Annotated in this window: 24 protein-coding genes; 11 read left to right on the top strand and 13 right to left on the bottom strand. The window is 71.2% G+C overall.

The genetic code is table 11. From position 1 onward, the window contains the following. Positions 1-5: 5 nt before the first annotated feature. From FGW31_RS26735 to FGW31_RS26720, 4 genes are read right to left on the bottom strand one after another with little or no spacing between them, the layout of a single operon-like run. On the bottom strand, positions 6-323 hold the full coding sequence (locus tag FGW31_RS26735; protein WP_142196091.1) for a non-heme iron oxygenase ferredoxin subunit: 318 nt from the start codon (positions 321-323) through the stop codon (positions 6-8). Then, positions 320-1,504 (bottom strand): Fe-S cluster assembly protein SufD, encoded by a 1,185-nt coding sequence (gene sufD, locus FGW31_RS26730; protein ID WP_142196090.1) that lies wholly within the window; start codon positions 1,502-1,504, stop codon positions 320-322. Before sufD ends, FGW31_RS26735 begins: the two co-directional genes overlap by 4 nt. A 57-nt stretch (positions 1,505-1,561) precedes the next feature. Next, positions 1,562-2,983: a Fe-S cluster assembly protein SufB gene (gene sufB, locus FGW31_RS26725; RefSeq protein WP_142196089.1), complete on the bottom strand. Its 1,422-nt coding sequence runs from the start codon at positions 2,981-2,983 to the stop codon at positions 1,562-1,564. Continuing rightward, positions 2,980-3,711 carry a helix-turn-helix transcriptional regulator gene (locus FGW31_RS26720; RefSeq protein WP_142196088.1) on the bottom strand — a complete coding sequence of 244 codons (732 nt, stop codon included), beginning with the start codon at positions 3,709-3,711 and terminating at the stop codon, positions 2,980-2,982. Before FGW31_RS26720 ends, sufB begins: the two co-directional genes overlap by 4 nt. A gap of 161 nt (positions 3,712-3,872) precedes the next feature. On the opposite strand from FGW31_RS26720, the gene FGW31_RS26715 reads away from it, so the two are divergent. The 4 genes from FGW31_RS26715 to FGW31_RS26700 are packed head-to-tail and all read left to right on the top strand — an operon-like array spanning position 3,873 to position 7,489. Next, complete coding sequence (locus tag FGW31_RS26715; protein ID WP_142196087.1) at positions 3,873-4,685, top strand: AAC(3) family N-acetyltransferase; 813 nt, start codon at positions 3,873-3,875, stop codon at positions 4,683-4,685. 31 nt (positions 4,686-4,716) lie between these two features. Continuing rightward, on the top strand, positions 4,717-5,640 hold the full coding sequence (locus FGW31_RS26710; RefSeq protein ID WP_142196086.1) for an ABC transporter ATP-binding protein: 924 nt from the start codon (positions 4,717-4,719) through the stop codon (positions 5,638-5,640). After that, positions 5,637-6,407 carry an ABC transporter permease gene (locus FGW31_RS26705; protein WP_142196085.1) on the top strand — a complete coding sequence of 257 codons (771 nt, stop codon included), beginning with the start codon at positions 5,637-5,639 and terminating at the stop codon, positions 6,405-6,407. Before FGW31_RS26710 ends, FGW31_RS26705 begins: the two co-directional genes overlap by 4 nt. Positions 6,408-6,460: 53 nt before the next feature. After that, the gene (locus FGW31_RS26700) at positions 6,461-7,489 is read left to right on the top strand and encodes a COX15/CtaA family protein (protein WP_182674625.1); all 1,029 of its coding nucleotides are present in this window, start codon (positions 6,461-6,463) and stop codon (positions 7,487-7,489) included. Here the strand turns inward: FGW31_RS26700 and FGW31_RS26695 are convergent. From FGW31_RS26695 to FGW31_RS26680, 4 genes are all read right to left on the bottom strand, one after another. After that, positions 7,447-8,214: a nucleotidyltransferase domain-containing protein gene (locus FGW31_RS26695; protein ID WP_182674623.1), complete on the bottom strand. Its 768-nt coding sequence runs from the start codon at positions 8,212-8,214 to the stop codon at positions 7,447-7,449. The two genes, FGW31_RS26700 and FGW31_RS26695, sit on opposite strands and share 43 nt — an antisense overlap. Positions 8,215-8,254: 40 nt before the next feature. Continuing rightward, on the bottom strand, positions 8,255-9,361 hold the full coding sequence (locus FGW31_RS26690) for an amidohydrolase family protein (protein ID WP_142196082.1): 1,107 nt from the start codon (positions 9,359-9,361) through the stop codon (positions 8,255-8,257). 83 nt (positions 9,362-9,444) lie between these two features. Next, positions 9,445-9,777 carry a hypothetical protein gene (locus tag FGW31_RS26685; protein WP_182674621.1) on the bottom strand — a complete coding sequence of 111 codons (333 nt, stop codon included), beginning with the start codon at positions 9,775-9,777 and terminating at the stop codon, positions 9,445-9,447. 93 nt (positions 9,778-9,870) lie between these two features. After that, positions 9,871-10,854: a heme o synthase gene (locus FGW31_RS26680; protein WP_373303446.1), complete on the bottom strand. Its 984-nt coding sequence runs from the start codon at positions 10,852-10,854 to the stop codon at positions 9,871-9,873. Between the two features lie 340 nt (positions 10,855-11,194). Between FGW31_RS26680 and tkt the strand changes: the two genes are divergently transcribed. From tkt to pgl, 5 genes are read left to right on the top strand one after another with little or no spacing between them, the layout of a single operon-like run. Then, positions 11,195-13,282 carry a transketolase gene (tkt, locus tag FGW31_RS26675; protein WP_142196080.1) on the top strand — a complete coding sequence of 696 codons (2,088 nt, stop codon included), beginning with the start codon at positions 11,195-11,197 and terminating at the stop codon, positions 13,280-13,282. Positions 13,283-13,316: 34 nt separating this feature from the next. After that, positions 13,317-14,435, top strand: a complete 1,119-nt coding sequence (tal, locus tag FGW31_RS26670) for a transaldolase (protein ID WP_142196079.1) — start codon at positions 13,317-13,319, stop codon at positions 14,433-14,435. A 4-nt stretch (positions 14,436-14,439) separates the two neighbouring features. Then, on the top strand, positions 14,440-15,933 hold the full coding sequence (zwf, locus tag FGW31_RS26665) for a glucose-6-phosphate dehydrogenase (protein WP_142196078.1): 1,494 nt from the start codon (positions 14,440-14,442) through the stop codon (positions 15,931-15,933). Further along, positions 15,930-16,991: a glucose-6-phosphate dehydrogenase assembly protein OpcA gene (opcA, locus tag FGW31_RS26660; RefSeq protein ID WP_142196077.1), complete on the top strand. Its 1,062-nt coding sequence runs from the start codon at positions 15,930-15,932 to the stop codon at positions 16,989-16,991. Before zwf ends, opcA begins: the two co-directional genes overlap by 4 nt. Beyond that, a complete protein-coding gene (gene pgl / locus FGW31_RS26655) occupies positions 16,988-17,773 on the top strand; it encodes a 6-phosphogluconolactonase (RefSeq protein WP_142196076.1) in 786 nt (261 codons plus the stop codon). The genes opcA and pgl overlap by 4 nt, the downstream gene beginning before the upstream one ends. Before the next feature lie 109 nt (positions 17,774-17,882). Here the strand turns inward: pgl and FGW31_RS26650 are convergent, their stop codons facing one another. From FGW31_RS26650 to FGW31_RS26630, 5 genes are all read right to left on the bottom strand, one after another. After that, complete coding sequence (locus FGW31_RS26650; protein WP_142196075.1) at positions 17,883-18,722, bottom strand: carbohydrate ABC transporter permease; 840 nt, start codon at positions 18,720-18,722, stop codon at positions 17,883-17,885. Then, a complete protein-coding gene (locus FGW31_RS26645; RefSeq protein ID WP_142196074.1) occupies positions 18,719-20,083 on the bottom strand; it encodes an ABC transporter permease in 1,365 nt (454 codons plus the stop codon). Before FGW31_RS26645 ends, FGW31_RS26650 begins: the two co-directional genes overlap by 4 nt. Positions 20,084-20,088: 5 nt before the next feature. Next, positions 20,089-21,417, bottom strand: a complete 1,329-nt coding sequence (locus tag FGW31_RS26640; RefSeq protein WP_142196073.1) for an ABC transporter substrate-binding protein — start codon at positions 21,415-21,417, stop codon at positions 20,089-20,091. Positions 21,418-21,458: 41 nt separating this feature from the next. Continuing rightward, on the bottom strand, positions 21,459-23,078 hold the full coding sequence (locus tag FGW31_RS26635) for a glycoside hydrolase family 13 protein (protein WP_142196072.1): 1,620 nt from the start codon (positions 23,076-23,078) through the stop codon (positions 21,459-21,461). Positions 23,079-23,258: 180 nt separating this feature from the next. Further along, complete coding sequence (locus FGW31_RS26630; RefSeq protein WP_142196071.1) at positions 23,259-24,530, bottom strand: ABC transporter substrate-binding protein; 1,272 nt, start codon at positions 24,528-24,530, stop codon at positions 23,259-23,261. Positions 24,531-24,657: 127 nt separating this feature from the next. On the opposite strand from FGW31_RS26630, the gene FGW31_RS26625 reads away from it, so the two are divergent. Further along, on the top strand, positions 24,658-25,173 hold the full coding sequence (locus tag FGW31_RS26625; protein ID WP_142196070.1) for a PadR family transcriptional regulator: 516 nt from the start codon (positions 24,658-24,660) through the stop codon (positions 25,171-25,173). After that, positions 25,170-25,922 (top strand): ABC transporter ATP-binding protein, encoded by a 753-nt coding sequence (locus FGW31_RS26620; RefSeq protein WP_142196069.1) that lies wholly within the window; start codon positions 25,170-25,172, stop codon positions 25,920-25,922. The genes FGW31_RS26625 and FGW31_RS26620 overlap by 4 nt, the downstream gene beginning before the upstream one ends. Positions 25,923-25,929 lie beyond the last annotated feature (7 nt).

The following is a 25,929-nucleotide window of genomic DNA, read 5'->3' as shown; positions in this document are numbered from 1 at the left end:
GTGCCTCAGGACTCCTGGGTGACGGAGACGAGCACGTCGTCCCCTTCGATCTTTACGGGGTATACGGGGACGGGGCGCGTCGCCGGAAGGGCGTCGGGCTTGCCGGAACGGAGGTCGAAACGCGAGCCGTGCAGCCAGCACTCGATGTGGCAGTCGTCCACCTCGCCCTCCGAGAGGGAGACGTTCGCGTGCGAGCAGATGTCGTGGATCGCGAACACCTCGCCCCCGGTCTGCACGAGGGAGACCGGCGTGCCGTCGAGTTCCACCCGCTTCGGGGTGTCCTCCTCCAGCTCGCTCAGCCCGCAGGCGCGTCGGAAGGTCATGCGACCGCCGCCTCCAGCTCCTCCTCGATCTTGGCGAGCAGGCGCTCCTCGACGTCCGGGACGCCGATCTGCTGGACCAGTTCGGCGAAGAAGCCGCGGACCACCAGGCGGCGGGCCTCGTGCTCCGGGATGCCGCGGGCCATCAGGTAGAAGAGCTGCTCGTCGTCGAAGCGGCCGGTCGCCGAGGCGTGGCCGGCGCCGACGATCTCGCCGGTCTCGATCTCCAGGTTGGGCACGGAGTCGACGCGGGCGCCGTCGGTGAGGACCAGGTTGCGGTTCATCTCGTAGGTGTCGGTGCCCTCGGCCTTGGCCTCGATGAGCACGTCACCGATCCACACGGCGTGCGCGTTGTCGCCCTGCAGGGCGCCCTTGTAGACGACGTTGGACTTGCAGTGCGGGACGTTGTGGTCGACCAGGAGGCGGTGCTCCTGGTGCTGGCCGGCGTCGGTGAGGTACAGGCCGATCAGCTCGGCCTCGCCGCCGGGTCCGGCGTACTGCACGCGCGGGTGGAGGCGCACGACGTCGCCGCCGAAGGTGACGACGACCGACTTGAAGGAGGCGTCGCGGCCGACGAGGGCGTTGTGCTGGCCGACGTGCACCGCCTTCTCGTCCCAGTCCTGGACCGAGACGACGGTCAGCTTGGCGCCGTCGCCGAGGACGTACTCGACGTTGGCGGCGAGCACCGCGTCACCGGTGTGGTCGATGACCACGAGGGCCTCGGCGAAGGCGCCGAGTTCGATCACCTGGTGGCCGTAGGCGGTGCCGCCCTCGCCGTGCACCGCGATGCGGATCGGCTCGGTGAGGACGGTCTCCTTCGGCACGGTCACGACCGAGGCCCGCTCGAAGGCGGAGTACGCCTGGGCGGCGACGCGGTCCACCGGGGTGCCGGCGCGGCCGAGCCGGGCGTCGTCGCGTCCGACGGTCTCGACGGTGACGCCCTCGGGCGCCTCCACGGCGACCTTGACGCCCTCGCCGGTGGCGGTGGCGGTGCCGTCGTGCAGGCCGCGCAGCCGCTCCAGCGGGGTGAAGCGCCATTCCTCTTCTCGGCCGTGAGGGACGGGGAAGTCCGCCACGTCGAAGGACGGGGGCGCGCTCATGCGGGTGGCGACGGTCGACTCGGCGGCCACCGCGATCGAGCCCGCGGTGGTGGAGCCCACGGGGATGTTCTGAGCCTCAGCCATGGCTGTCGTAATGCTCGCTTTCCTTTGCGTAAGGGGCTGGACGGACGGCGGGGTGGGTCAGCCGACCGCGCCTTCCATCTGCAGTTCGATCAGCCGGTTGAGTTCGAGGGCGTACTCCATCGGCAGTTCCTTGGCGATCGGCTCGACGAAGCCGCGCACGATCATCGCCATCGCCTCGTCCTCGCTCAGACCGCGGCTCATCAGGTAGAAGAGCTGGTCCTCGGAGACCTTGGAGACGGTCGCCTCGTGGCCCATGGACACGTCGTCCTCGCGGACGTCCACGTACGGGTAGGTGTCCGAGCGGGAGATGGTGTCGACGAGCAGGGCGTCGCACAGCACGTTGGACTTGGAGCCCGGGGCGCCCTCGCCGATCTCGATGAGACCGCGGTAGGAGGTGCGGCCGCCGCCGCGCGCCACCGACTTGGAGACGATGTTGGACGACGTGTTCGGGGCCATGTGGACCATCTTGGCGCCGGCGTCCTGGTGCTGGCCCTCGCCGGCGAAGGCGATGGACAGCGTCTCGCCCTTGGCGTGCTCGCCCATGAGGTAGACGGCCGGGTACTTCATCGTCACCTTGGAGCCGATGTTGCCGTCGATCCACTCCATGGTCGCGCCCTCGTAGGCGACGGCGCGCTTGGTGACCAGGTTGTAGACGTTGTTCGACCAGTTCTGGATGGTCGTGTAGCGGCAGCGGGCGTTCTTCTTGACGATGATCTCGACGACCGCGGAGTGCAGGGAGTCGCTCTTGTAGATCGGGGCGGTGCAGCCCTCGACGTAGTGCACGTAGGCACCCTCGTCGACGATGATCAGGGTTCGCTCGAACTGGCCCATGTTCTCGGTGTTGATCCGGAAGTAGGCCTGGAGCGGGATCTCGACGTGCACGCCCGGCGGGACGTAGATGAAGGAGCCGCCGGACCACACGGCGGTGTTCAGCGCGGCGAACTTGTTGTCACCGGCCGGGATCACGGTGCCGAAGTACTCCTTGAAGAGCTCCGGGTGCTCCTTCAGCGCGGTGTCGGTGTCCAGGAAGATGACGCCCTGCTCCTCCAGGTCCTCGCGGATCTGGTGGTAGACGACCTCCGACTCGTACTGGGCGGCGACGCCGGCGACGAGGCGCTGCTTCTCCGCCTCGGGGATGCCCAGCTTGTCGTAGGTGTTCTTGATGTCCTCGGGGAGGTCCTCCCAGGACTCCGCCTGCTTCTCCGTGGAGCGCACGAAGTACTTGATGTTGTCGAAGTCGATGCCGGAGAGGTCGGAGCCCCAGTTCGGCATGGGCTTCTTCTCGAACAGGCGCAGGCCCTTGAGGCGGAGCTTGGTCATCCACTCCGGCTCGTCCTTCTTGGACGAGATGTCGCGGACGACGTCCTCGTTCAGGCCGCGGCGCGCGGAGGCACCGGCGTCGTCACGGTCGGCCCAGCCGTATTCGTACTTGCCCAGACCCTCCAGCTCGGGGTGGGCAGTCTCCGTGGGGAGAGTCATGCGGGGTTCCTCCCGGACGTGCTTGCAGATGCGGTGTGGGAAATCTTGGGGATGAACGTCGTGCAGACGCCGTCGCCGTGCGCGATCGTCGCCAGCCGCTGTACGTGCGTACCGAGGAGCTCGGCGAAAAATTCCGTCTCGGCCTCGCACAGTTGCGGGAACTGCTCGGCGGCGTGGGCGACCGGGCAGTGGTGCTGGCAGAGCTGCTCGCCCTGCTGGGGGTGGGGAGCGCTGCGCGCGGTTGCAGCGTACCCGTCCGCGCTCAGCGCCTTGGCCAGGGCCGATGCCCGCTCCTCGGGGGCGGCGGCCTCCACGGCCTGGCGGTAGGACTCGGCGTGGGCGGCGATCCTGGCGCGGGCGAAGGCGGCGATCGCCTTGCTGCCGCCCTCCCGTTCGCCGATCCAGCGCAGGGCGTCCACGGCGAGCTTGTCGTAGGACTGGTCGAAGGCGTCACGGCCGCAGTCCGTCAGGGCGAACACCTTGGCCGGGCGTCCGCGCGTGCGCGCGCCGTAGACCCGTCGCTCGCGAGCCTCCACGACGTTGTCCGCGGCCAGCGCGTCCAGGTGCCGGCGGACGGCCGCCTGGGTGAGTCCGAGTCGCTCGGCCAGTTCGGCGACGGTCGAGGGGCCGTGGTCCAGGATGGACCGGGCGACCCGGTTGCGGGTGGACCGCTCACCGGTCGCCAGCTCCTCATGAGGAGGCTCGGTCGATCGTGCACCGTTTTTCACAACGCCATTGTTGCGTAATTCGGCGGAGACCGGCAAGCCGCGCTTGAACGCCCCGACAGTGCGCTGCGTCACTTAGGTATACCTAATCTGACCTGCGGAAACGATCTTTGATCGATCAAATCGGTGGCACACGGCAGCGGTGTGCGGAAGACTCCCGGACCATGCCCGTACCCCCTCCCACCGGCCCACTCGTGACCCGCGACACACTCGCCGCGCAGCTGCGCGAGCTCGGTGTCCGGGCCGGTGAGAGCCTCCTCGTGCACTCCTCGCTCAGCGCCCTCGGCTGGGTCAACGGCGGGGCGGTCACGGTCGTCCGGGCGCTGCTCGACGCGCTCGGCCCCGACGGCACGCTGGTGGTCCCCACCCAGTCCGGCCACCTCTCCGACCCGGCGCTGTGGCAGGCACCGCCCGTGCCCGAGGAGTGGTGGGAGACCATCCGGGCCACCATGCCCGCCTACGACCCGCTGACCACGCCCTCGCGCGGGGTCGGCGTGGTCCCGGAGACCGTGCGGACCTGGCCCGGGGCGCTGCGCAGCGCGCACCCGCAGACGTCGTTCGCGGCCGTCGGCGCCCGCGCGGCACGGATCGTCGCGGGCCACGCCACCGACTGCCGGCTCGGCGAACGCAGCCCGCTGGCGGAACTGGAGCGGCTCGGCGCGCGGGTGCTGCTGCTCGGCGCCGGATACGACAGCTGCACCTGCTTCCACCTCGCCGAGTACCGGGTCCCGTCGCCGCGCGTCACGGTGGGCCGCCCCGGTCCGGGCGGCTGGGAGACGGTGACCGAGGTGGCCATCAGCTCCGAACGCTTCGACGAGCTGGGGCACGACTTCGAACGGGACCGTCCCGTCGTGCGCGGCACGGTCGGGGCGGCCGCGGCGCGGCTGTTCCCGGTGGCGGACGCGGTGGCCTACGCCGAGCGGTGGCTGCCGGTGCACCGGCCCCGCGAGGAGGACTTCCAGCACCCCACGGTCTGACCCCCCGGTCGTCTCCCTAGACTCGTGACCCATGCGAAGTGAGCCCGTGGTCCAGGTCCAGGCCCTGGTGAAGCGGTACGGAACGAAGACCGCGGTGGACGGCCTCGACCTGGTGGCCCGGCAGGGCGTGACCGCCGTGCTCGGCCCCAACGGGGCGGGCAAGACGACCACGGTCGAGACCTGCGAGGGGTACCGCCGGCCGGACTCCGGCACGGTGCGCGTCCTGGGCCTCGACCCGGTGAGGCAGTCGGCGGCGCTGCGGCCCCGCGTCGGGGTGATGCTCCAGTCCGGCGGCGTCTACTCGGGCGCACGGGCGGACGAGATGCTGCGGCACGTGGCGAAGCTGCACGCGCATCCGCTGGACGTGGACGCGCTGATCGAGCGGCTCGGCCTCGGCTCCTGCGGCCGTACGTCCTACCGGCGCCTGTCCGGCGGCCAGCAGCAGCGGCTCGCGCTGGCGATGGCCGTGGTGGGCCGTCCGGAGCTGGTGTTCCTGGACGAGCCGACCGCCGGCCTCGACCCGCAGGCCCGCCGCGCCACCTGGGACCTGGTACGGGACCTGCGCGCCGACGGTGTCTCCGTCATCCTCACCACGCACTACATGGACGAGGCCGAGCAGCTCGCCGACGACGTGGCGATCATCGACGCCGGCCGGGTCATCGCCCAGGGCTCCCCGGAGGAGCTGTGCCGTGGCGGCGCCGAGAACACGCTCCGCTTCTCCGGGCGGCCCGGCCTGGACGTGGCCTCCCTGCTGAAGGCCCTGCCCGCCGACACCTCGGCGGCCGAGGTGGCCCCGGGCTCGTACCGGGTCGTCGGCAAGGTCGACCCGCAACTGCTGGCCACCGTCACCTCCTGGTGCGCGCAGCACGGGGTGATGCCGGACCGGATCTCGGTCGAGCGGCACACCCTCGAAGACGTCTTCCTGGAGCTCACCGGCAAGGAGCTGCGCGCGTGACGGCCACCGGCACCTACTCCCCGAGGCCGGGGGCCGCTCCCCTGGCCCGCATGATCGCCGCGCAGGCGGTGCTCGAGACGAAGATGCTGCTGCGCAACGGCGAGCAGCTGCTGCTCACCGTGGTCATCCCCACGCTGCTGCTGGTGCTCTTCAGCACCGTGGACGTGGTGGACACCGGCGACGGCGAGACGGTCGACTTCCTCGCGCCCGGCATCCTCGCGCTCGCGGTGATGTCGACGGCGTTCACCGGTCAGGCCATCGCGACCGGTTTCGAACGCCGCTACGGCGTGCTGAAGCGGCTGGCCGCGTCGCCGCTGCCGCGCTGGGGCCTGATGACCGCGAAGACGCTGTCCGTGCTGGTCACCGAGGTCCTCCAGGTGGTCCTGGTGACGGCGATCGCCCTCGCGCTCGGCTGGTCCCCGCAGGGCAGCCCCCTGGCCGTGCTCCTGCTGCTGGTGCTGGGCACGGCCGCGTTCTCCGGGCTCGGTCTGCTGATGGCGGGCACGCTGAAGGCCGAGGCGACGCTCGCCGCCGCGAACCTGGTGTTCCTGCTGCTGCTCGTCGGCGGCGGGGTGGTCGTGCCGCTGGACCGGTTCCCGGACGCGGCGCAGGACGTGCTCGGTCTGCTGCCGATCTCCGCGCTGTCGGAGGGCCTGCGGGACGTGCTCCAGCACGGGGCCGGGATGCCGTGGGGCAACCTCGGGATCCTCGCCGTGTGGGCGGTCGCGGGTCTCGCGGCGGCCGGGAAGTTCTTCCGCTGGGAGTAGGTGCCATGGCCGAGCCGGACCCTCGTGAAAGCGTGCACAAGCGGCCGCCTACGATGGACCGCGTGCCAAACGTGACCCGCGCCGACGCCCAGGCGGCCCTGCGCAACCCGCTCGCCTTCATCGCCGCACGCTGGACCCCGGACCCCCGGACCGTCCGGCGCGCCGCCCTCGCCGCTCTCGTCATGGCGGTGGTGATCGTGGTCACCGGCGGTGCCGTGCGGCTGACCGGTTCGGGCCTCGGCTGTCCGACCTGGCCCAAGTGCACCGAGGACTCGATCACCACCACCAGCGAGATGGGCCTGCACGGCGTCATCGAGTTCGGCAACCGTCTGCTGACCTACGTGCTGTGCGCGGCCGTCGGCTGGGCGATCGTCGCCGCCCGCTCACAGAAGCCGTACCGGCGCGGCCTGACCCTGCTGGGCTGGGCGCAGTTCTGGATCGTGATGGGCAACGCGATCCTCGGCGGCATCGTGGTCCTCGTCGGTCTGAACCCGTACACCGTGGCCGCGCACTTCCTGCTCTCCTCGGCCCTGATCGCGGTCGCCACGGTGATGTGGCAGCGCACCCGGGAGGGCGACGGCGAGCCGCGTCCGCTGGTGGGCAAGGCCGTGCGGCAGCTGGTGTGGTGCATGGTGGCGGTCTCCGTGCTGCTGATCGCCGTCGGCACCGTGGTCACCGGCGCGGGCCCGCACGCGGGTGACTCCAGTGAGGTCCCGCGGATGCCGCTGGACTGGGAGACGGTCAGCAAGCTGCACGCCGTGCTGGCGTGGATCGTGGTGACGCTGACGTTCGCGCTGTGGTTCGTGCTGAAGGCGGTCGACGCGCCCGCGGCGCCGCTCGCCCGGACCCGCGAACTGTTCGTGATCCTGCTCGCGCAGGGTGCCATCGGCTACGTCCAGTACTTCACGGACCTGCCCGAGGTGCTGGTCGGCCTGCACATGTTCGGCTCGTGCGTGATGTGGATCTGGGTGCTGCGCGTCCTGCTGTCCCTGCGCGAGCGCCCCGGGGTCACGGCGCCGGACGCGGCCGTACCGGCCGCTCAGGAACCCGCCGCGAGCGCGTCGATCGCCGGCCCCAGGTAGTTCCGGGTCAGCCGGGCCCGGCGTACGGTCCACTCCTCGGCGGGCGACTCCTCGGCGGGCGGCTCCGCGGCGGGCGACTCCGCGGCGGCACCGTAGCGCCGCCTCCTGATGTCCTCGACGACCTCGCCGGGGGCGCCGAGGCCGGGCAGGACGTCGAGGGCCTCCCGTTTGGTGATCAGGCGGCCCTCGCGGAGGGTGACGGTGGCGCGGGCGAAGGTCAGCAGGCCCAGGTCGACCCAGACGTCCTGGGTCCAGTTGGCCGCCCGGTCCACCTCGCGCCGCCAGAACTCGCGCTGGTCGCGCACCACGAACGCGGCCAGTTCGCCGTCCGGCACCGGTGGCAGCACCTGTGCGGGCGGCGCCCCGTGCAGGACCTTGCCGAAGGTGTGCAGCTCGGTCCGGGTGACCGGGGTGACCGGGCGCCTGAAAAGCTCCTCGTGCGCCCAGGTGAGGTGGCGCCGTTCGGCGCCCGCCGCGGTGTCCGGTGTGAGGTAGGTGCAGTGGAGCCGGCCGGCGAGCGGTTCGCCGCGCAGCCGGGCGTGCAGCAGAGCCAGGCGCCACACCGTCCGCGCGCCGATCGGGTGGTCCAGGACCGCGATCAGGTCCAGGTCGCTGCGGCCCTCCACGTAGTCGCCGCCGGCCAGTGAGCCGTGCGCCCAGACGGACACGGGGGCGAGCGGCGCGAGGCCGGTGAGGAAGCGGTCGAGCAGGGCGTCGGTCGGCACCCGTCCAGTCTTCCCGCCCCGCTCCGGCCCGTACACCCGGTCACTCCAGCCCGTACACCCGGCCCGCGTTGCCCGCGGCGATCAGGCCGGCCACCCGCTGGGCGTCGTCGAGCGACCAGGCTCCCTCGGCCACCCAGGTCCCGAGCACCCGGGCGAGCGCCTCGCGGAACAGGCACGCCCCGACGACGTGCAGTTCGGGCAGGCCCCGGGCGCCGCTGGAGAAGAGGATCTTGCCGAAGGGGGCGAGTTCCAGGATCTCCGCGAGGACGGTCGCCGCGCGGGCGCCGGTGCGCACCAGGGCGGCGCCGCAGTCGGTGTAGACGTGCGGGAAGACACCGGCGAGGTGGGCGGCGTGGCGGTGGTACGGGTAGCCGTGCAGCAGGACCAGGTCGGTGCCGAGTCCCGCGGTGGCCCGTACGAAGTCGGTCAGCAGGACCGGGTCGCCGGCGTCGATGCGCGCCCCGGGTTCACCGAGGCCGGCGTGGAGCTGGAGGGGCCGGCCGGAGGCGACCGCGATCCACAGCAGGTGCCGCAGCAGCACCGGGTCGCTCAGCTGGTCCCCGGCGTGCCGCGCCGCCAGCCAGCGGCCGGCCGCGCCGCGCACCTCGCCCGGCCCGGGCGGCTCGGCGGTGAGCACCGGCCCGTGCCGGGGACCGGCGACGGAGGTGAACGCGGCGACGTGCGCGGCGGCTCCGTGCACGGACTCGGCGAGGTTGGCGAGGAAGGACTCGACGGTGCCCGAGGTGTCGGCGACCTGTTCGGCCAGCTGTTCCAGGCGGACGATCTCGTGGGCCTCGGCGTCCGCGGCGCGGCCCAGCTCGTCGGGGCCGGTGAGGTCGCCGGGCAGCCCGGTGTCCACCAGGTAGGCGGTGATGCCGCTGCCCCGCAGCAGCCGGCGTCCCGCCTCCAGGACGCCGAGTTCGCGGCGCCGGGCGAGGTAGCGGGCGGGCGGGCAGTGCGGCTCCAGGCCGAGCAGCGGCGGGCACCAGCGGCGCACGGCGAAACCGGTCTGGGTGTCGAAGAGGGTGGTGCCGGGCGCGGGCGGGCCCTCGGTGCGGGCCAGCTGGGCCTCGAAGGTGCCGAGGCCCAGCTCCGTGCGGAGCACACCGTGACAGTACTGGTCGACCAGGGACGTCGGGTCGATCATCTCCGGGCTCTCCCCGTGTGGACGCTGTGCTGCCACAGGTCCTAACGGGTGAACCGGTGAGTAGGTGTTGCCCCGAGCCGGTTTCAGTCGTTGGAGGGGCCGCCGATCTGGATGCCGGCCATGCGGCTCCACTCGTACGGGCCGGTCCGCACCTTCGCGGCGAACTCGCCGTCGAAGTCCTCGTGCACGGTGATGCCGGACTTCTCGACGGCCTTCAGCGCGATCTCGTGGGTGGGCGCGACCAGGTCGCCCCAGCCGCCGTCCGCTCCGACGAGCACGATCCGGGCGCCGCGCCGCCCGATGTACGCGACCTGCCCCTCGGCGCCGCCGTGCGCCTTGGCGAAGCCGTTGATCTGCTTGGCGAGTCGGGCCGCCTTCTGCTCGGCCTTCGGGTCCACCTGCTGCGTGTCTGCCATGACCAGGATGCTACCGACGGGTAGATCAAACGGCGACGGGCGGGGTCCGTGGCCTTGGCCACGCGCCCCGCCCGTATCCGGGTGCCGGAGGGCCTACCGCAGGAAGGGGTCCACCGCGACGGCCACGAAGAGCAGCGACACATAGGTGATGGACCAGTGGAACAGGCGCATCTCCTTGAGCTTGCCGCCGGTCGCCTCCGCCTTCGCGCGGTTCAGCAGCGCGTGCGCCTCCCACAGCCACCAGCCGCCGGCGGCCAGGGCGACCGCGGTGTAGAACCAGCCCGTGTAGCCGAGCGGGGTCAGCAGCAGGGACACGCCGACCATGACCCAGCTGTAGAGGACGATCTGCTTGGCGACCGCCTTGTTGGAGGCGATGACCGGGAGCATGGGCACGCCCACGCGTGCGTAGTCGTCCTTGACCTTCATGGAGAGCGGCCAGTAGTGCGGCGGCGTCCAGAAGAACATGACGAGGAAGAGGACGACCGGCGCCCAGGACATCGAGTCGGTGACCGAGGACCAGCCGATCAGCACCGGCATGCAGCCGGCGATCCCGCCCCACACGATGTTCTGCGACGTACGCCGTTTGAGGATCATCGTGTAGACGACGACGTAGAAGAGGAGCGCTCCGAGGGCGAGCCAGGCGGACAGCCAGTTGACGGTGAGGCCGAACAGCAGCGTCGAGACGACCGCCAGGGTGATGCCGAAGACCAGGGCCTCGCGCGGGCTGACCATGCCGGTCACCAGCGGACGCTGCGAGGTGCGGTCCATCAGGGCGTCGATGTCGCGGTCGATGTACATGTTGAGCGCGTTGGCGCCGCCCGCGGACAGGTAGCCGCCGAGGCAGGTCAGCAGCACCAGCTTCAGGTCGGGCACGCCCTGCTGCGCCAGGAACATCACCGGAACGGTGGTGATCAGCAGAAGTTCGATGATCCGCGGCTTGGTGAGAGCCACGAACGCCATCGCGCGGGCGCCGAACGGCCGACGGGCAGGGCTCTGGATGGTCCCTACTCCCTCCCCCAGAGCCTTGAGGGCCTGGGAGGTACCCCCAGGACGGGATTCAACGGCCGTCACGCACACCCCTAAGAGACATCCCAGCAAGCCTCACCGTGGTGAAGTGGCGGTAAAGGCTCGCGCGTACCACGCCACTGTAGACGTTGCCCAGACCCGGACATTCGCGGGGGTCGCCTCGTGTTGGACGGCGCCCTCCGAGGTGCGCCCGGCGGCTCGATTGAGCACCCGGATGAGCGGCTCCGTATTCATCTGCGAAATGGGAAAACGGACCGGTCAGGAGGCGGATCGGCGGGAGTGACCGCACTCTGGAACGACTCGGGGGAACCCACGTCCCACGGGGGTAGGCTCGACCTCGCCGGTGGGCCGTCACCGGCATCCGACATGTGGAGAGGAGCCCTGACTCAGGGTGAGCACAAAGCCGACCACCACAGACCTCGAGTGGACCGAGTTGGACCAGCGGGCCGTCGACACCGCCCGCGTCCTGGCCGCCGATGCCGTACAGAAGGTCGGTAACGGCCATCCGGGTACGGCGATGAGCCTGGCACCTGCCGCGTACACCCTCTTCCAGAAGGTGATGCGGCACGACCCGGCGGACGCCGACTGGGTCGGACGTGACCGTTTCGTCCTGTCCGCCGGGCATTCGTCCCTGACTCTCTACACCCAGCTGTACCTGGCGGGCTTCGGCCTGGAGCTGGACGACCTGAAGTCCTTCCGCACCTGGGGCTCGAAGACGCCGGGCCACCCGGAGTACGGCCACACCACGGGCGTGGAGACGACGACCGGCCCGCTGGGCCAGGGCGTCGCCAACGCCGTCGGCATGGCCATGGCCGCCCGTTACGAGCGGGGCCTGTTCGACCCGGAGGCCGCCGAGGGCGAGTCCCCGTTCGACCACTTCGTGTACTGCATCGCCGGCGACGGCTGCCTCCAGGAGGGCATCGCCGCCGAGGCGTCCTCGATGGCCGGCCACCAGAAGGTCGGCAACCTCGTCCTGCTGTGGGACGACAACCACATCTCCATCGAGGGCGACACCGAGACGGCCGTCTCGGAGGACACCTGCAAGCGGTACGAGGCGTACGGCTGGCACGTGCAGCGGGTCGCCCCGAAGGCGGACGGCGACCTGGACCCGAACGCGATCTACGACGCGATCCAGGAGGCGAAGAAGGTCACGGACAAGCCGTCCTTCATCGCCATGCGGTCGATCATCGCCTGGCCGGCGCCGAACGCGCAGAACACCGAGGCCGCGCACGGCTCGGCGCTCGGCGACGACGAGGTGGCGGCCACCAAGCGGGTGCTGGGCTTCGACCCGGAGCGGACGTTCGAGGTGGCCGACGAGGTCATCGGGCACACCCGCAAGGCGCTGGAGCGCGGCCAGGCGGCCCGCGCGGTGTGGGAGAAGTCCTTCCAGCAGTGGCGGGACAACAACCCCGAGCGCGCCGCGGAGTTCGACCGCATCTCCGCCGGTGAGCTGCCCGAGGGCTGGCAGGACGCCATTCCGCTGTTCGAGCCGGGCAAGGGCGTGGCCACCCGTGCCGCGTCCGGCAAGGTGCTGCAGGCGCTCGGCGCGGTGGTGCCGGAGCTGTGGGGCGGCTCGGCCGACCTCGCCGGTTCCAACAACACCACGATCGACAAGACCAGCTCCTTCCTGCCCGCGGGCAACCCGCTGCCGGAGGCCGACCCCTACGGCCGCACCATCCACTTCGGCATCCGCGAGCACGCGATGGCCGCGGAGATGAACGGCATCGCGCTGCACGGCAACACCCGCATCTACGGCGGCACCTTCCTGGTGTTCTCCGACTACATGCGCAACGCGGTGCGGCTGTCGGCGCTGATGCACCTGCCAGTGACGTACGTGTGGACGCACGACTCCATCGGCCTCGGCGAGGACGGCCCGACGCACCAGCCGGTCGAGCACCTGGCCTCGCTGCGCGCCATCCCGGGTCTGAACGTCGTCCGCCCGGCCGACGCCAACGAGACCGCGATCGCCTGGCGCGAGATCCTCCGGCGCTGGACCAAGGAGTTCGGCAAGGGCGCCCCGCACGGTCTGGCGCTGACCCGCCAGGGCGTGCCGACGTACGAGCCGAACGAGGACGCCGCGCGCGGCGGGTACGTACTGTTCGACGCCGAGGGCGGCGAGCCGCAGGTGATCCTGATCGCCACCGGCTCCGAGGTGCACGTCGCCGTGGAGGCGCGCGAGCGGCTCCAGGCGTCCGGCGTGCCGACGCGTGTGGTGTCCATGCCGTCGGTGGAGTGGTTCGAGGAGCAGGACCAGGGGTACCGGGACAGCGTCCTGCCGCCGTCCGTGAAGGCGCGCGTCGCCGTCGAGGCGGGCATCGGCCTGACCTGGCACAAGTACGTGGGGGACGCGGGGCGCATCGTGTCCCTGGAGCACTTCGGCGCCTCCGCCGACGGCAAGGCGCTGTTCGAGGAGTACGGCTTCACCGCCGAGAACGTGGCCGCCCAGGCCCGGGAATCGATCGCCGCAGCCCAGCGCTGACGCCCTTATACGACACGTAGGAGATGGAATTTCCATGACAGACGCACTGAAGCGCCTTTCCGAGGAAGGCGTCGCGATCTGGCTGGACGACCTGTCGCGCAAGCGGATCACGTCCGGCAACCTCGCCGAGCTGATCGACCAGCAGCACGTCGTGGGCGTCACCACCAACCCGACGATCTTCCAGAAGGCGATCTCCGAGGGCGACGGCTACGACCAGCAGCTGACCGACCTCGCCGCCCGCAAGGTCACCGTCGAAGAGGCCATCCGCATGATCACCACGGCGGACGTCCGCGACGCCGCCGACATCCTGCGCCCGGTCTTCGACGCCACCGACGGCCAGGACGGCCGGGTCTCGATCGAGGTCGACCCGCGCCTGGCCCACAACACCCGCGCCACGGTCGCCGAGGCCCGGCAGCTGGCCTGGCTGGTGGACCGGCCCAACACCCTGATCAAGATCCCGGCCACCGAGGCGGGTCTGCCGGCGATCACCGAGACGATCGGCAACGGCATCAGCGTCAACGTCACGCTGATCTTCTCGCTGGAGCGTTACCGAGCGGTCATGGACGCCTACCTGGCGGGTCTGGAGAAGGCGAAGGCCAAGGGCCTGGACCTGTCGAAGATCCACTCCGTGGCGTCCTTCTTCGTGTCCCGCGTGGACAGCGAGATCGACAAGCGGATCGACGCGCTCGGCACCGACGAGGCCAAGGCGCTGCGCGGCAAGGCCGCCATCGCCAACGCCCGCCTGGCCTACCAGGCGTACGAGGAGGTCTTCGCGACCGAGCGCTGGACCGCGCTGGAGCGCGAGGGCGCCAACAAGCAGCGTCCGCTGTGGGCGTCGACCGGTGTGAAGGACAAGGCGTACAAGTCGACCATGTACGTCGACGAGCTGGTGGCGCCGAACACGGTGAACACCATGCCGGAGGCGACGCTGGTGGCCACCGAGGAGCAGGGCGAGATCCGGGGTGACGCGGTGAGCGGCACCTACGAGCAGGCCCGCGCCGACCTCGACGCGATCGAGGCGCTCGGCATCTCCTACGACGAGGTGGTGCAGCTTCTGGAGGACGAGGGCGTCGACAAGTTCGAGGCGTCCTGGAACGACCTGCTGAAGTCGACCGAGGCGGAGTTGCAGCGCCTCGCCCCCGCGGAGGGCTGAGACCTTGTCGAGCAGCAACCCGCTGCGTGACCCGGCGGACCGACGGCTCCCGCGTATCGCGGGGCCGTCGGGCCTGGTCATCTTCGGTGTGACGGGCGACCTGTCCCGCAAGAAGCTGATGCCGGCCGTGTACGACCTCGCCAACCGGGGTCTGCTGCCGCCGGGCTTCTCGCTGGTGGGGTTCGCCCGCCGCGAGTGGGCGAACGAGGACTTCGCGCAGGAGGTCCACGACGCGGTCAAGGAGCACGCCCGCACGCCCTTCCGTGAGGAGGTCTGGCAGCAGCTCATCCAGGGCATGCGCTTCGTGCAGGGCACCTTCGACGACGACGAGTCCTTCGAGCGGCTGCGCGACACGATCGAGGAGCTGGACAAGGCGCAGGGCACGGGCGGGAACTTCGCGTTCTACCTGTCGGTGCCGCCCCGGTCGTTCCCGGTGGTCATCCAGCAGCTGAAGAAGCACGGGCTGGCCGACCAGACCGACGGCTCCTGGCGGCGGGCCGTCATCGAGAAGCCGTTCGGGCACGACCTGAAGTCGGCCGAGGAGCTGAACTCGATCGTCCACGAGGTGTTCGCCCCGGACCAGGTCTTCCGGATCGACCACTACCTCGGCAAGGAGACCGTCCAGAACATCCTGGCGCTGCGCTTCGCCAACACGATGTTCGAACCGATCTGGAACCGGTCCTTCGTGGACCATGTGCAGATCACCATGGCCGAGGACATCGGCATCGGCGCCGCCCGCGACGTCATCCAGAACCACCTGCTGCAACTGCTCGCGCTGACCGCGATGGAGGAGCCCGCCTCCTTCGACGCGGACGCGCTCGCCGCGGAGAAGACCAAGGTGCTCGGCGCCGTGCGGCTGCCGAAGGACCTGGGCCGCGACACGGTGCGCGGGCAGTACGCGGCCGGCTGGCAGGGCGGCGCGAAGGCGGTCGGCTACCTGGAGGAGGAGGGCATCGACCCGTCCTCGAAGACCGACACCTACGCCGCGATCAAGCTGGGCATCGACAACCGCCGCTGGGCGGGCGTCCCCTTCTACCTGCGCACCGGCAAGCGCCTCGGCCGGCGCGTGACGGAGATCGCCGTCGTCTTCCAGCGCGCCCCGCACTCCCCGTTCGACACCACGGCCACCGAGGAGCTCGGGCAGAACGCGATCGTCATCCGCGTCCAGCCCGACGAGGGCGTCACCGTCCGCTTCGGTTCCAAGGTGCCGGGCACGTCGATGGAGATCCGGGACGTGTCGATGGACTTCGCCTACGGCGAGTCGTTCACCGAGTCCAGCCCGGAGGCGTACGAGCGGCTGATCCTCGACGTCCTGCTCGGCGACTCCAACCTCTTCCCGCGCACCGAGGAGGTCGAGCTGTCCTGGAAGATCCTCGACCCGATCGAGGAGTACTGGGACGCGAACGGCAGGCCCGCCCAGTACCCCGCGGGTACCTGGGGACCCGTCGAGGCGGACGAAATGCTCGAGCGAGACGGACGGAGCTGGCGCCGGCCATGAAGACAGACCTCACGGACACCACGGCCAGCAAGATCAACAAGGCGCTGGTGCAGGCGCGCCGGGCCATCGGTACCCCGGCCGTCGGCATGGTGCTCACGCTGGTCATCGTGACGGACGAGGAGAACGCCTACGACGCGCTGAAGGCGGCCGGCGACGCCTCGCGCGAGCATCCCTCGCGCACGCTGGTGGTCATCAAGCGGGTCTCCCGCTCGCCGCGTGACCGTACGCAGTCCCGCCTCGACGCCGAGGTGCGGGTGGGCGCGGACGCGGGCACCGGCGAGACGGTGGTGCTCCGGCTGTACGGCGAGGTCGTGGACCACGCCCAGTCGGTGGTGCTGCCGCTGCTGCTGCCGGACGCGCCGGTGGTGGTGTGGTGGCCGGTCAACGCCCCGCTGGACCCGGCGAAGGACCCGCTGGGCGCGCTGGCCCAGCGCCGGGTGACCGACACCTACGCCTGCGAGAAGCCGGTGGAGGAGCTGGCGGCCCGCGCCGACGCCTACACCCCGGGCGACACGGACCTGTCGTGGACCCGCATCACGCCGTGGCGGTCGATGCTGGCGGCGGCGCTGGACCAGGTCGCCTGCGAGGTGCGGGGCGTCGAGGTGGAGGGCGAGGAGTTCAACCCGAGCTGCGAGCTGCTGGCGATGTGGCTCGCGGACCGGCTGGACGTGCCCGTCAGGCGTTCGCAGTCCCCCGGTCCGGGGCTCACCGCGGTACGGATGGACACCGACTGCGGGCCGATCGTGCTGGACCGTGCCGACGGTTCGCTGGCGACGCTGTCCATCCAGGGCCAGCCGAAGCGTGCGGTGGCGCTCAAGCGCCGGGACACGGCGGAGCTGATCGCGGAGGAGCTGCGGCGGCTGGACCCGGACGACACCTACGCGTCGGCGCTGCGCTACGGCGTGGAGCGGCTGAAGGGCGCGGAGGGGTCCGGTGAGCGGCCGGCCAAAGGAGACTCCGGACGCGAGGCTGTCCCGGCGCCCGTCGAGTCGGCTGCGAAAGCTCCCGCGTCCCGGGCGACGGCGCAGGCACCGGTGAAGAAGGCGGCGGCGAAGTGAGTACGGCACCGCAGCTGGTCGTGCACCGGGACAAGGAGCTGATGGCGCAGGCCGCGGCGGCCCGGCTGATCACGAAGATCGTGGACGCCCAGGCGTCGCGGGGTTCGGCGTCCGTCGTGCTGACCGGCGGCCGCAACGGCAACGGTCTGCTGGCCGCGCTGGCGTCGGCGCCCGCGCGGGACGCGGTCGACTGGGGCCGGCTGGACCTGTGGTGGGGCGACGAGCGGTTCCTGCCGGAGGGCGACCCGGAGCGCAATGTCACCCAGGCCCGCCGGGCACTGCTGGACTCGGTGCCGCTGGACCCCGAGCGGGTGCACGCGATGCCCGCGTCGGACGGCCCGTACGGCTCCGACGTGGACGCGGCGGCCGCGGCGTACGCGGACGAGCTGGCCGCGTCGGCGGGCCCGGAGAACCACGGTCCGGTCCCGACGTTCGACGTGCTGATGCTGGGCGTCGGCCCGGACACCCATGTGGCGTCGCTCTTCCCGGAGCTGCCGGCGGTCCGGGAGACGGAGCGCACGGTGGTAGGCGTGCACGGCGCCCCCAAACCGCCGCCGACCCGGGTGACGCTGACCCTCCCGGCGATCCGCGCGGCCCGCGAGGTGTGGCTGCTGGCGGCCGGCGAGGACAAGGCGGAGGCCGCGGCGATCGCCCTGTCGGGCGCGGGCGAGATCCAGGCGCCGGCGGCGGGCGCGTACGGCCGCGCCCGCACGCTGTGGCTGCTGGACGCGGCGGCGGCCTCGCAACTGCCGAGGTCGCTGTATCCGCCGGCGTCGCCGTGACCGGTTCGTCCGGCGCCTGAACGCCAGGGCCCCCGTCCGGGTGCGGACGGGGGCCGGGAACGGCAAGGGGCGGCGAGGGCTTCCGGCCCCGCCGCCCCTTGCCGTTCCGCTACTTCACGGATCCCGCCATGACTCCCTGCACGAAGTGCCGCTGGAAGGCGAAGAACACGACCACCGGCACCACCAGCGACAGGAACGCCCCGGGCGCCAGCACGTCGATGTTGCTGCCGAACTGCCGGATCTGCGACTGGAGCTGCACGGTCAGCGGCTGCGCCGAGCTGTCCGCGAACAGCAGCGCCACCAGCATGTCGTTCCACACCCACAGGAACTGGAAGATGGCGAGGCTGGCGATGGCCGGACGCCCCACCGGCAGCACCAGCCGGATGAAGATCCGCCATTCGCTGCCGCCGTCCATCCGCGCGGCCTCCAGCATCTCCTTCGGCATCTCGGCGAAGTAGTTCCGCAGCAGGAAGATCGCGAACGGCAGCCCGTAGGCGACGTGGAACAGCACCACACCCGGGATCGTGCCGAACAGCCCCAGCTGGCCGAAGAGTTTGGCCACCGGCAGCAGGCCGATCTGGACGGGCACCACCAGCAGCGCGACCACGAGCAGGAAGATCGGCTCGCGGCCGGGGAAGTCCAGCCACGCGAAGGCGTAGCCGGCGAGCGCGGCCACCACCACGACCAGCACGGTCGTCGGCACCGAGATCAGCACGGTGTTCCAGAACGCCTGGGTGATGCCCGAGTTGTCCAGCAGCGCCGAGTAGTTGTCGAAGGACAGCTGCCCGGGGCTGGTGAACACGGTCCACCAGCCGCCCTCGGCGGTCTCCTCGGCGGACCGCAGCGAGGACAGGAACAGACCGGCCAGCGGGGTCATCCACACCAGGCCGATGACGACCAGGAAGGCCTGCACCACCGCGCTGCTCAGGCCGCGGCGGATCGCGTTCATCGCTGACTCCTTCGGAAACGGCGGACGTTGAACACCATGGCCGGGATGACCAGCAGCAGGAGCAGCACACCGAGCGCACTGCCGAGGCCCTGGTTGTTGCCCCCGCCGAACGACACCAGCCACATCTGCGTCGCCAGCACGGTTGCGTCCTCCTGCACGGGTCCGGGCGCGATGATGTAAACCAGGTCGAAGACCTTCATGACGTTGATCACCAGGGTCACGAAGACGACGGTGAGCACGGGCGCGAGCAACGGAACCGTGATACGGCGGAAGATCTGCCACTCGTTGGCACCGTCCATGCGTGCCGCTTCCAGCGCGTCCCTGGGCAGGGTGGCGAGGCCCGCGCCGATGAGCACCATCGCGAAACCGGTCCAGATCCATAGGTACGCTCCGATGATCGCCGGCGTGACGAGCGCCGGGCCGAGCCAGGAGATGCCGTCGTAGGGTGCCGCGAAGTTCGCGGACGGCAGCTTCAGCGTGTAGGCGCCGCCGTCCAGTCCGGTGAAGCGGAAGGAGCCGTCGGCCCCGGTGGTCGCGGTCGCGACGGTGCTGCCGTCGCGGACCGCCTCGACCTTCATCCCGGGCAGTCCGCTCTCGTCCGGGTCGACCACGCCGGGCTTACCGCCTCCGCCGGGCGTGAAGTCGAGGTACACGACGCCGCCGATCTCGTCGGCGCCCGCCGAGCGGGAGGCCGCCGGGCGGGCCGGTTCGGCGTCGCCCGGCAGGTCCTTGGGGGCGACACCGACCAGGCCGAGCGCCGCGGTGCCGCCGGGTGAGACGTCCGCGCCGGTGACGTACGAGCCGTCCGGCCGCGCGGTCAGGCCCTCGCCGTCGCGGGCGCGGGCGGTCGGGTAGGAGGAGGAGCCCTCGAAGGCGTCGTGGACGGAGACGACGGCGGCGTTGAGCACGCCCTTGTCGGGGTCCTCGTCGTAGGCGAGGCGGAAGATGATGCCGGCCGCGAGGAAGGACACCGCCATCGGCATGAACAGCAGCAGCTTGAAGGCGGTGGCCCAGCGGACCTTCTCGACCAGGACGGCCAGGATCAGTCCGAGCCCGGTCAGCAGCGTCGGCGCCACCACGACCCAGATCGCGGTGTTGCGGATGGCCTTGAGGGTGGCCGGGTCGCGGAACATCTCGGCGTAGTTCTCGCCGCCGACGAACTCGTTGCCGGAGGCGTCGAAGAAGCTGCGGCCGACGGAGAACAGCACCGGGTACACGACCAGCGCGCCCAGCAGGAGCAGTGCGGGGAAGACGAACAGCAGGGCGATGACCCGCCCGCGCCGGCGCAGGCGCCGGCCGCGTGAGCCGTCCGGATGCGGGGCGGCCGGGGGGCTCGCCTCCTTGAGGAGTGTGGCTGTCATGGCCGTCAGTTCCCGTACGCCTTGGCCGCGGCGTCCTCGAGCGCGGCGGCGGTCTTCGCCGGGTCGGCCGGGTCGCGCAGGAAGTCCTGGAGGATCTTCCACTCGCCGACGCCCTTGGTGCCGCCGAAGGCCGCCGGGGCCTGGTCGGACATGTCGAAGCGGACCGAGTCGCCGGCCCCGACCAGGGACTCGGCGGTGGCGCGGGTGACGTCGTCGCCGTAGGAGGAGAGGTCGAGCTCCTTGTTCGGGGAGAGGAAGCCGCCGGCCTCCGCCCACACGGCGGCGGCCTCCGGGGTGGCCAGGTACTCCACGAGCGCCATGCCGGCGTCGCTGTTCTTGCCGTCCTTCAGGACGACGGCCGCGTCACCGCCACTGACCACGGGCGCCTTGCCGTCGCCGACCGGCGGGAAGGGGAAGAAGTTGGCGTCGGTGCCGATGGTCCTGCCGAACTGGTCCTTGGCGACGCCCGCGACGAAGTCGCCCTCGTAGACCATGGCCGCCTCGGCCTTGGGGCCGAAGACCTTCTCGACGGAGCCGGGGAAGTCGGTGTTGAGGGCTTCCTTCTGGCCGCCCGCGACGAGCTGCTTGTCCTTGAACAGCTTGCCGAGCGTGGTGAGCGCCTCGACCACCGTCGGGTCGGTCCACTTGATCTCGTGCGCGGCGAGGGCGTCGTACTTCTCGGGGCCGGCCTGGGAGAGGTAGACGTTCTCGAACCAGTCGGTGAGGGTCCAGCCGTCCTGTCCGGCGACGGAGAACGCGGCGAGGCCGGAGTCGGAGATGGTCCGGCCGTTCTTCAGCATGGCGTCGTAGGTCTTCGGCGGGGTGACGCCGGCCTGTTCGAACGCCTCGGGGCTGTACCAGACGGTCGACTTGTGGGCGGCCTTGAAGTACAGGCCGTACAGGGTGCCGTCGACGCTGCCGTAGTTCTGCCACACCTCGGCGAAGTTGGTGCCGATGGTGGACTTGACCTTGCCCTCCAGCGGCTTGAGCCAGCCCTTCTCGGCGAACTGCTTGAGCACGCCGACCTGCGGGACCATGACGACGTCGGGGGCGTTGCCGCCCTCGATCTTGCTGCCGACGACGGTGGAGACGTTGTCGCCGGTGGAGACGAACTGCGTCTTCGCGCCGGTCTTCTCCGTGAAGGCGTCCAGCACCTTCTGGAAGTTCTTCTGCTCGCTGCCGGACCACACGCCCGCGACGGTGACGGTCTGGCCGCTGAGCGCCTTGTCGCCGCCGCCGGCCGAGACGGGGTCGCCGCTGCCGCAGGCGGTGGCGCCGAGCGCGAGCACGAGGGCGGTGCATCCGGTGAGCAGGGTGGTACGTCGTCGCATCATCGTTGATGTCCCTTCGGGGATACGGAAGTTGACCGTGCTGTTCAGGAGCCGTCGATCCACCAGGCGGCGGTGGAGCCGGGGAGTACTCCGGCCTCGCAGGGTCCGCTGGCGAGCAGCGGGGTGCCGGGGAACGGAGCGGGTACGGGGGCGGTGCCGAAGTTGACGGCACAGACGAGGTCGCCGCGGGCGAAGGCGAGGACGCCGGGCTGGGTGTCCAGCCAGCGCAGCGAACCGTCGCCCAACTGCGGTAGGGCGGCGCGCAGTTGCAGGCCGTCGCGGTACAGGTGCCAGAAGGACCGGGTGTCGGCGAGGGCGCGGTCGGTGGCGTGCTCGGCGAACCACTCGGGCTGCGGCAGCCAGGGCTTGGCCCCTTCGGCGCCGGAGGTGAAGCCGAACGGTGACGCCTGGCCGGACCAGGGCAGCGGCACCCGGCAGCCGTCGCGGATCCGGGCGCGGCTGCCGGTGCGGCGGAAGATGGGGTCGGTGAGCACGTCGTCGGGCAGGTCCACGACCTCGGGCAGGCCCAGTTCCTCGCCCTGGTAGATGTACGCGGCTCCGGGCAGCGCCAGCATCAGCAGCGCGGCGGCGCGGGCGCGGGCGGGTCCGAGTCCGCTGCCCTCGGGGGTGGGTTCGCCGTAGCGGGTGACGGTGCGGACCTGGTCGTGGTTGTTGAGGACCCAGGTGACGGTCGAGCCGGTGCCGGCGATGTCGTCGATCGCCTCGGAGATGACCTTGCGGAAGGCGTCGGCGTCCCAGGGCGCGCCGAGCAGGTCGAAGAAGAACGCCTGGTGGAGCTCGTCCGGGCGGACGTAGCGGGCGTGCTCGCGGGCGGTGGGCACGGAGACCTCGCCGACCAGCAGGCGTTCGCGGCCGTCGCGGGCGGTGTACTCCTCGCACACCGCGCGCCAGTGCCGCCACACGTCGTGCACCTCGGGCTGGTTCCAGGCGAGCGGGTTGACCGAGTCGCGGGTGCGGGCGTCGGCCTCCGGGTCGGGCGAGTCGGGCAGTTCGGGGTGCTTGAAGAGGCCGGCGGCGACGTCGATGCGGAAGCCGTCGACGCCCCGGTCCAGCCAGAAGCGGAGGATGCGGTCGAACTCGGCGGCGACCTCGGGCTCGCGCCAGTTCCAGTCGGGCTGTTCCGGCGTGAACATGTGCAGGTACCACTGGCCGGGCCGGCCGTCGGGCTCGGTGACGCGGGTCCAGGCGGGGCCGCCGAACATGGCGTGCCAGTTGTTGGGCGGCTCGGTGCCGTCGGGGCCGCGGCCGTCGGCGAAGTGGAAGCGGGCGCGCTCGGGGCTGCCGGGGGCCGCGGCGAGGGCGGCGCGGAACCAGGGGTGCTCGCTGGAGCAGTGGTTGGGGACGATGTCGAGCAGCACCTTGACGCCGAGCCGCCGGGCGGCGTCCACCAGCCGGTCGAACTCGGCGAGGTCGCCGAAGACCGGGTCGACGTCGCAGTAGTCGGCCACGTCGTAGCCGTGGTCGTGCTGCGGTGAGGGGTAGAAGGGGCTCAGCCAGATGCCGTCCACGCCGAGCTTCTTCAGGTACGGCAGCCCCGCCCTGACCCCCGCGAGATCGCCGATGCCGTCACCGGTGCTGTCCAGGAAGCTGCGGACGTACACCTGATAGATCACCGCGTCACGCCACCAGTGGTGCCTGTTCACCCCATTGACCTGTCTGTGAGGAGCAGTCGTTATGCATGCATGTTAGGTAGGCGCGCCGAGAGGGTGTCAATGAACGTACGCGATTCCGCTCGGAGTTGACCGGTGCATACGGGTAATTACTGGGGCAGAACGGGCACAGTTGAGACGTCCGCGTTACCTAACATGTAACTAGAGGGAGATTCAGCGGGAGGAGATGGCGGCGAGTTCGGACGCCAGCCGGCGCACCGCGGCCTCGGGCGTCTGCCGCCCGTTCATCGCGTCGTGCACCACCGCCTGCACCACCAGGCTCACCTGGTCGTAGTGCGGGCTCTTGGGGCGCGGAGCGGCGGTGAACACGCTCTCGCGCAGGGTGGGCAGATAGGGAAAGCGCCGGACCAGCGCGGGGTCCTCGTACAGCGCGGCCCGCACCGGCGGCAGCGCGCCGCGCGTGAGGACCTGGCGCTGGACCCGCTCACTGGTGAGGTACGCGATCAGGCGTGCGGCGGAGTCGGGGTGCCGGGCGTGGCTGCTGACGGCGAGGTTGGAGCCGCCGAGCACGCTGGTACCGGGGCCGTCCGGCCCCGGCAGCGGCACGGCGCCGACCTTCCCGGCGACCGCGGAGCCCGGGGCGGAGGCGGCGACGTAGGCGTAGGGCCAGTTCCGCAGGAAGAGCAGCCGGCCGTCCTGGAAGGCCTGCTTGGACTCCTCCTCCTTGTACGTCAGCGCCTCGCGCGGGATCCAGCCCTCGCGCACGCCGCGCGCCAGGAAGCCGATGCCCTCCCGGGCCGCCCGCGAGTTCACGGTGACGCGCTCGCCCTCGTCGCCGAGGATGGTGCCGCCCGCCGAGTAGACGGCCTCGGCCGCGTTGACGGTCAGGCCCTCGTAGGGCAGGAACTGGCCCGCGTAGCCGTGCAGTCCGTGCCGCGGGGCGAGGGTCTTCGCGGCCCGTTCCAGCTCGGCCCAGGTGCGCGGCGGCGGCACGCCCTCCGCGTCGAGGACGTCCTTGCGGTAGAGGAGCAGTCCGGCGTTGGTGACGTACGGGACGGCGTAGAGGCGGCCGTCGTAGGTGGCCGTGTCCTCGACCCGCGGCAGGAAGGTGCCGAGCGGGAAGCGGTCGCGCGGCAGTGGGCGGATCCAGCCGGCGGCGGCGAACTCCGAGGTCCAGCTGACGTCGATGTTGAGCACGTCGAACCGGCCGCGCTCACCGCCCCGCAGGTCGGTGATCATCTGCGCGCGGGTCTCGTCGGCCGAGTCGGGCAGCTCGACGAGGGTCACCTTCTCGCCGGGATGGGTGCGGTTCCAGCCGTCGAGGACCGAGCCGAGGTACCCGGTGAGGTCCCCGGCGGTGGCCAGGGTGAGCGGCCCGCGGCCGCTCCCGCCGCGCTCGTCGGCCCGCGCCCCGGAGGCAACGTAGCCGGTCAGGACCACGACCAGGACGAGGAGGACCCTACCCGCGGCATGCACCCACCGCATAGGTTCCTCCCTGTACACCGGCACCCGGGCACCCTTGCCCGGGTCAGCTGCCATGTATACCTGTTAGGTATGGGCGATACTAGGCCCTGCGGCACATTACCCAAAAGCCCCGAGGAGGAGAGCTCGAGTGCGGCTGCACCTCCTGGCTCTGCTCGCCCGCGGCGCGGCCCACGGCTACGAGCTCAAGCAGGACCTTGAGCAACTGCTGGGCGCCGCGTACCCTCAGCCGAACGTCGGCCAGATCTACGTCACCCTCGGCCGTCTCGAGAAGACGGGACTGATCGAGGGCGAGGACGTCGAGCAGGCCGGCCGGCCCAACAAGAAGGTCTACCACCTCACCGACGCCGGGCGGGAGGCGCTGCGCGCCTGGTACGAGGAGACGGCGGACGAACCCCGGGTGCGGGACGAGTTCTTCATGAAACTGGCCCTGGCCCCGCGGACCGGACTCGCCGACCAGATCGCGCTGATCAACAAGCAGCGGCGCCAGTACCTGAACACCATGCGGCAGTTGTCGAAACTGGCCGCCGCCGAGGACCGGGAGAACCGCATCTCCCATCTGCTGATCGAGGGCGCGATGCTGCATCTGCAGGCCGACCTCGACTGGCTGGAGCGGTGCCAGGAGGAGCTGGAGGAGCTGGAGTGAGCGACAGTCCCGCTCCCGTGCTGCGCGCCGAAGGCCTGGCCAAGACGCACCACGGCGAGGGCGCTCCGGCGCACGCCGTGCGCGGGGTCGACCTGCGGGTGGCGCGCGGCGAGTTCGTGGCGATCACCGGCCCGTCCGGCGCCGGCAAGTCGACCCTGCTGCACCTGCTCGGCGGGCTCCAGCGGCCCGACGCGGGCAGCATCTGGCTGGACGGCGAACGCACCGACGGCTACAGCGAGGCCCGCTGGGCGGTGGAGCGCCGCAAGCGCATCGGGATCGTCTTCCAGTTCTTCAACCTCGTCTCCGACCTGTCGGTCGCCGACAACGTCGAGCTGCCGGCGCTGCTCGCCGGGGTGTCGCCGAAGAAGGCCCGCGCCGGACGCGAGGAACTCCTGGCCGAGCTGGGGCTGGAGGGCAAGGAGCGGAGCATGCCGGGCGAGCTGTCCGGCGGTGAGCAGCAGCGGGTCGCGCTGGCCCGGGCGCTGGTCAACCACCCGCCGCTGCTGCTGGCGGACGAGCCCGCGGGCAGCCTGGACAGCAAGGGCACCCGCGAGGTGATGCGGCTGCTGTCCCGCTTCCACCAGCGCGGGCAGACGATCCTGCTGGTCACGCACGACGCCCGGCTGGCGAGCGCCGCGGACCGGGTGATCAGCTTCTTCGACGGCCGGATCGCCGACGACGCCGCACTCGACGCCGGTCCGGCGCCGCGCCGGCGGGGAGCCTCGGGTGTGCTGGAGCTCAGGGACTGACATGCGC

Source organism: Streptomyces calvus (assembly GCF_006782915.1).
GTDB lineage: Bacteria > Actinomycetota > Actinomycetes > Streptomycetales > Streptomycetaceae > Streptomyces > Streptomyces calvus.
Note: the sequence above shows the minus strand (reverse complement) of the source record. Positions and strands in the feature narration are given on the sequence as shown.

Coding starts and splice junctions, on each gene's coding strand:
- FGW31_RS26735 (WP_142196091.1), bottom strand. CDS start 323: ATGACCTTCCGACGCGCCTGCGGGCTGAGCGAGCTGGAGGAGGACACC.
- sufD (WP_142196090.1), bottom strand. CDS start 1,504: ATGGCTGAGGCTCAGAACATCCCCGTGGGCTCCACCACCGCGGGCTCG.
- sufB (WP_142196089.1), bottom strand. CDS start 2,983: ATGACTCTCCCCACGGAGACTGCCCACCCCGAGCTGGAGGGTCTGGGC.
- FGW31_RS26715 (WP_142196087.1), top strand. CDS start 3,873: ATGCCCGTACCCCCTCCCACCGGCCCACTCGTGACCCGCGACACACTC.
- FGW31_RS26710 (WP_142196086.1), top strand. CDS start 4,717: ATGCGAAGTGAGCCCGTGGTCCAGGTCCAGGCCCTGGTGAAGCGGTAC.
- FGW31_RS26700 (WP_182674625.1), top strand. CDS start 6,461: ATGGACCGCGTGCCAAACGTGACCCGCGCCGACGCCCAGGCGGCCCTG.
- FGW31_RS26690 (WP_142196082.1), bottom strand. CDS start 9,361: ATGATCGACCCGACGTCCCTGGTCGACCAGTACTGTCACGGTGTGCTC.
- FGW31_RS26685 (WP_182674621.1), bottom strand. CDS start 9,777: ATGGCAGACACGCAGCAGGTGGACCCGAAGGCCGAGCAGAAGGCGGCC.
- tal (WP_142196079.1), top strand. CDS start 13,317: ATGACAGACGCACTGAAGCGCCTTTCCGAGGAAGGCGTCGCGATCTGG.
- opcA (WP_142196077.1), top strand. CDS start 15,930: ATGAAGACAGACCTCACGGACACCACGGCCAGCAAGATCAACAAGGCG.
- FGW31_RS26650 (WP_142196075.1), bottom strand. CDS start 18,722: ATGAACGCGATCCGCCGCGGCCTGAGCAGCGCGGTGGTGCAGGCCTTC.
- FGW31_RS26645 (WP_142196074.1), bottom strand. CDS start 20,083: ATGACAGCCACACTCCTCAAGGAGGCGAGCCCCCCGGCCGCCCCGCAT.
- FGW31_RS26640 (WP_142196073.1), bottom strand. CDS start 21,417: ATGATGCGACGACGTACCACCCTGCTCACCGGATGCACCGCCCTCGTG.
- FGW31_RS26630 (WP_142196071.1), bottom strand. CDS start 24,530: ATGCGGTGGGTGCATGCCGCGGGTAGGGTCCTCCTCGTCCTGGTCGTG.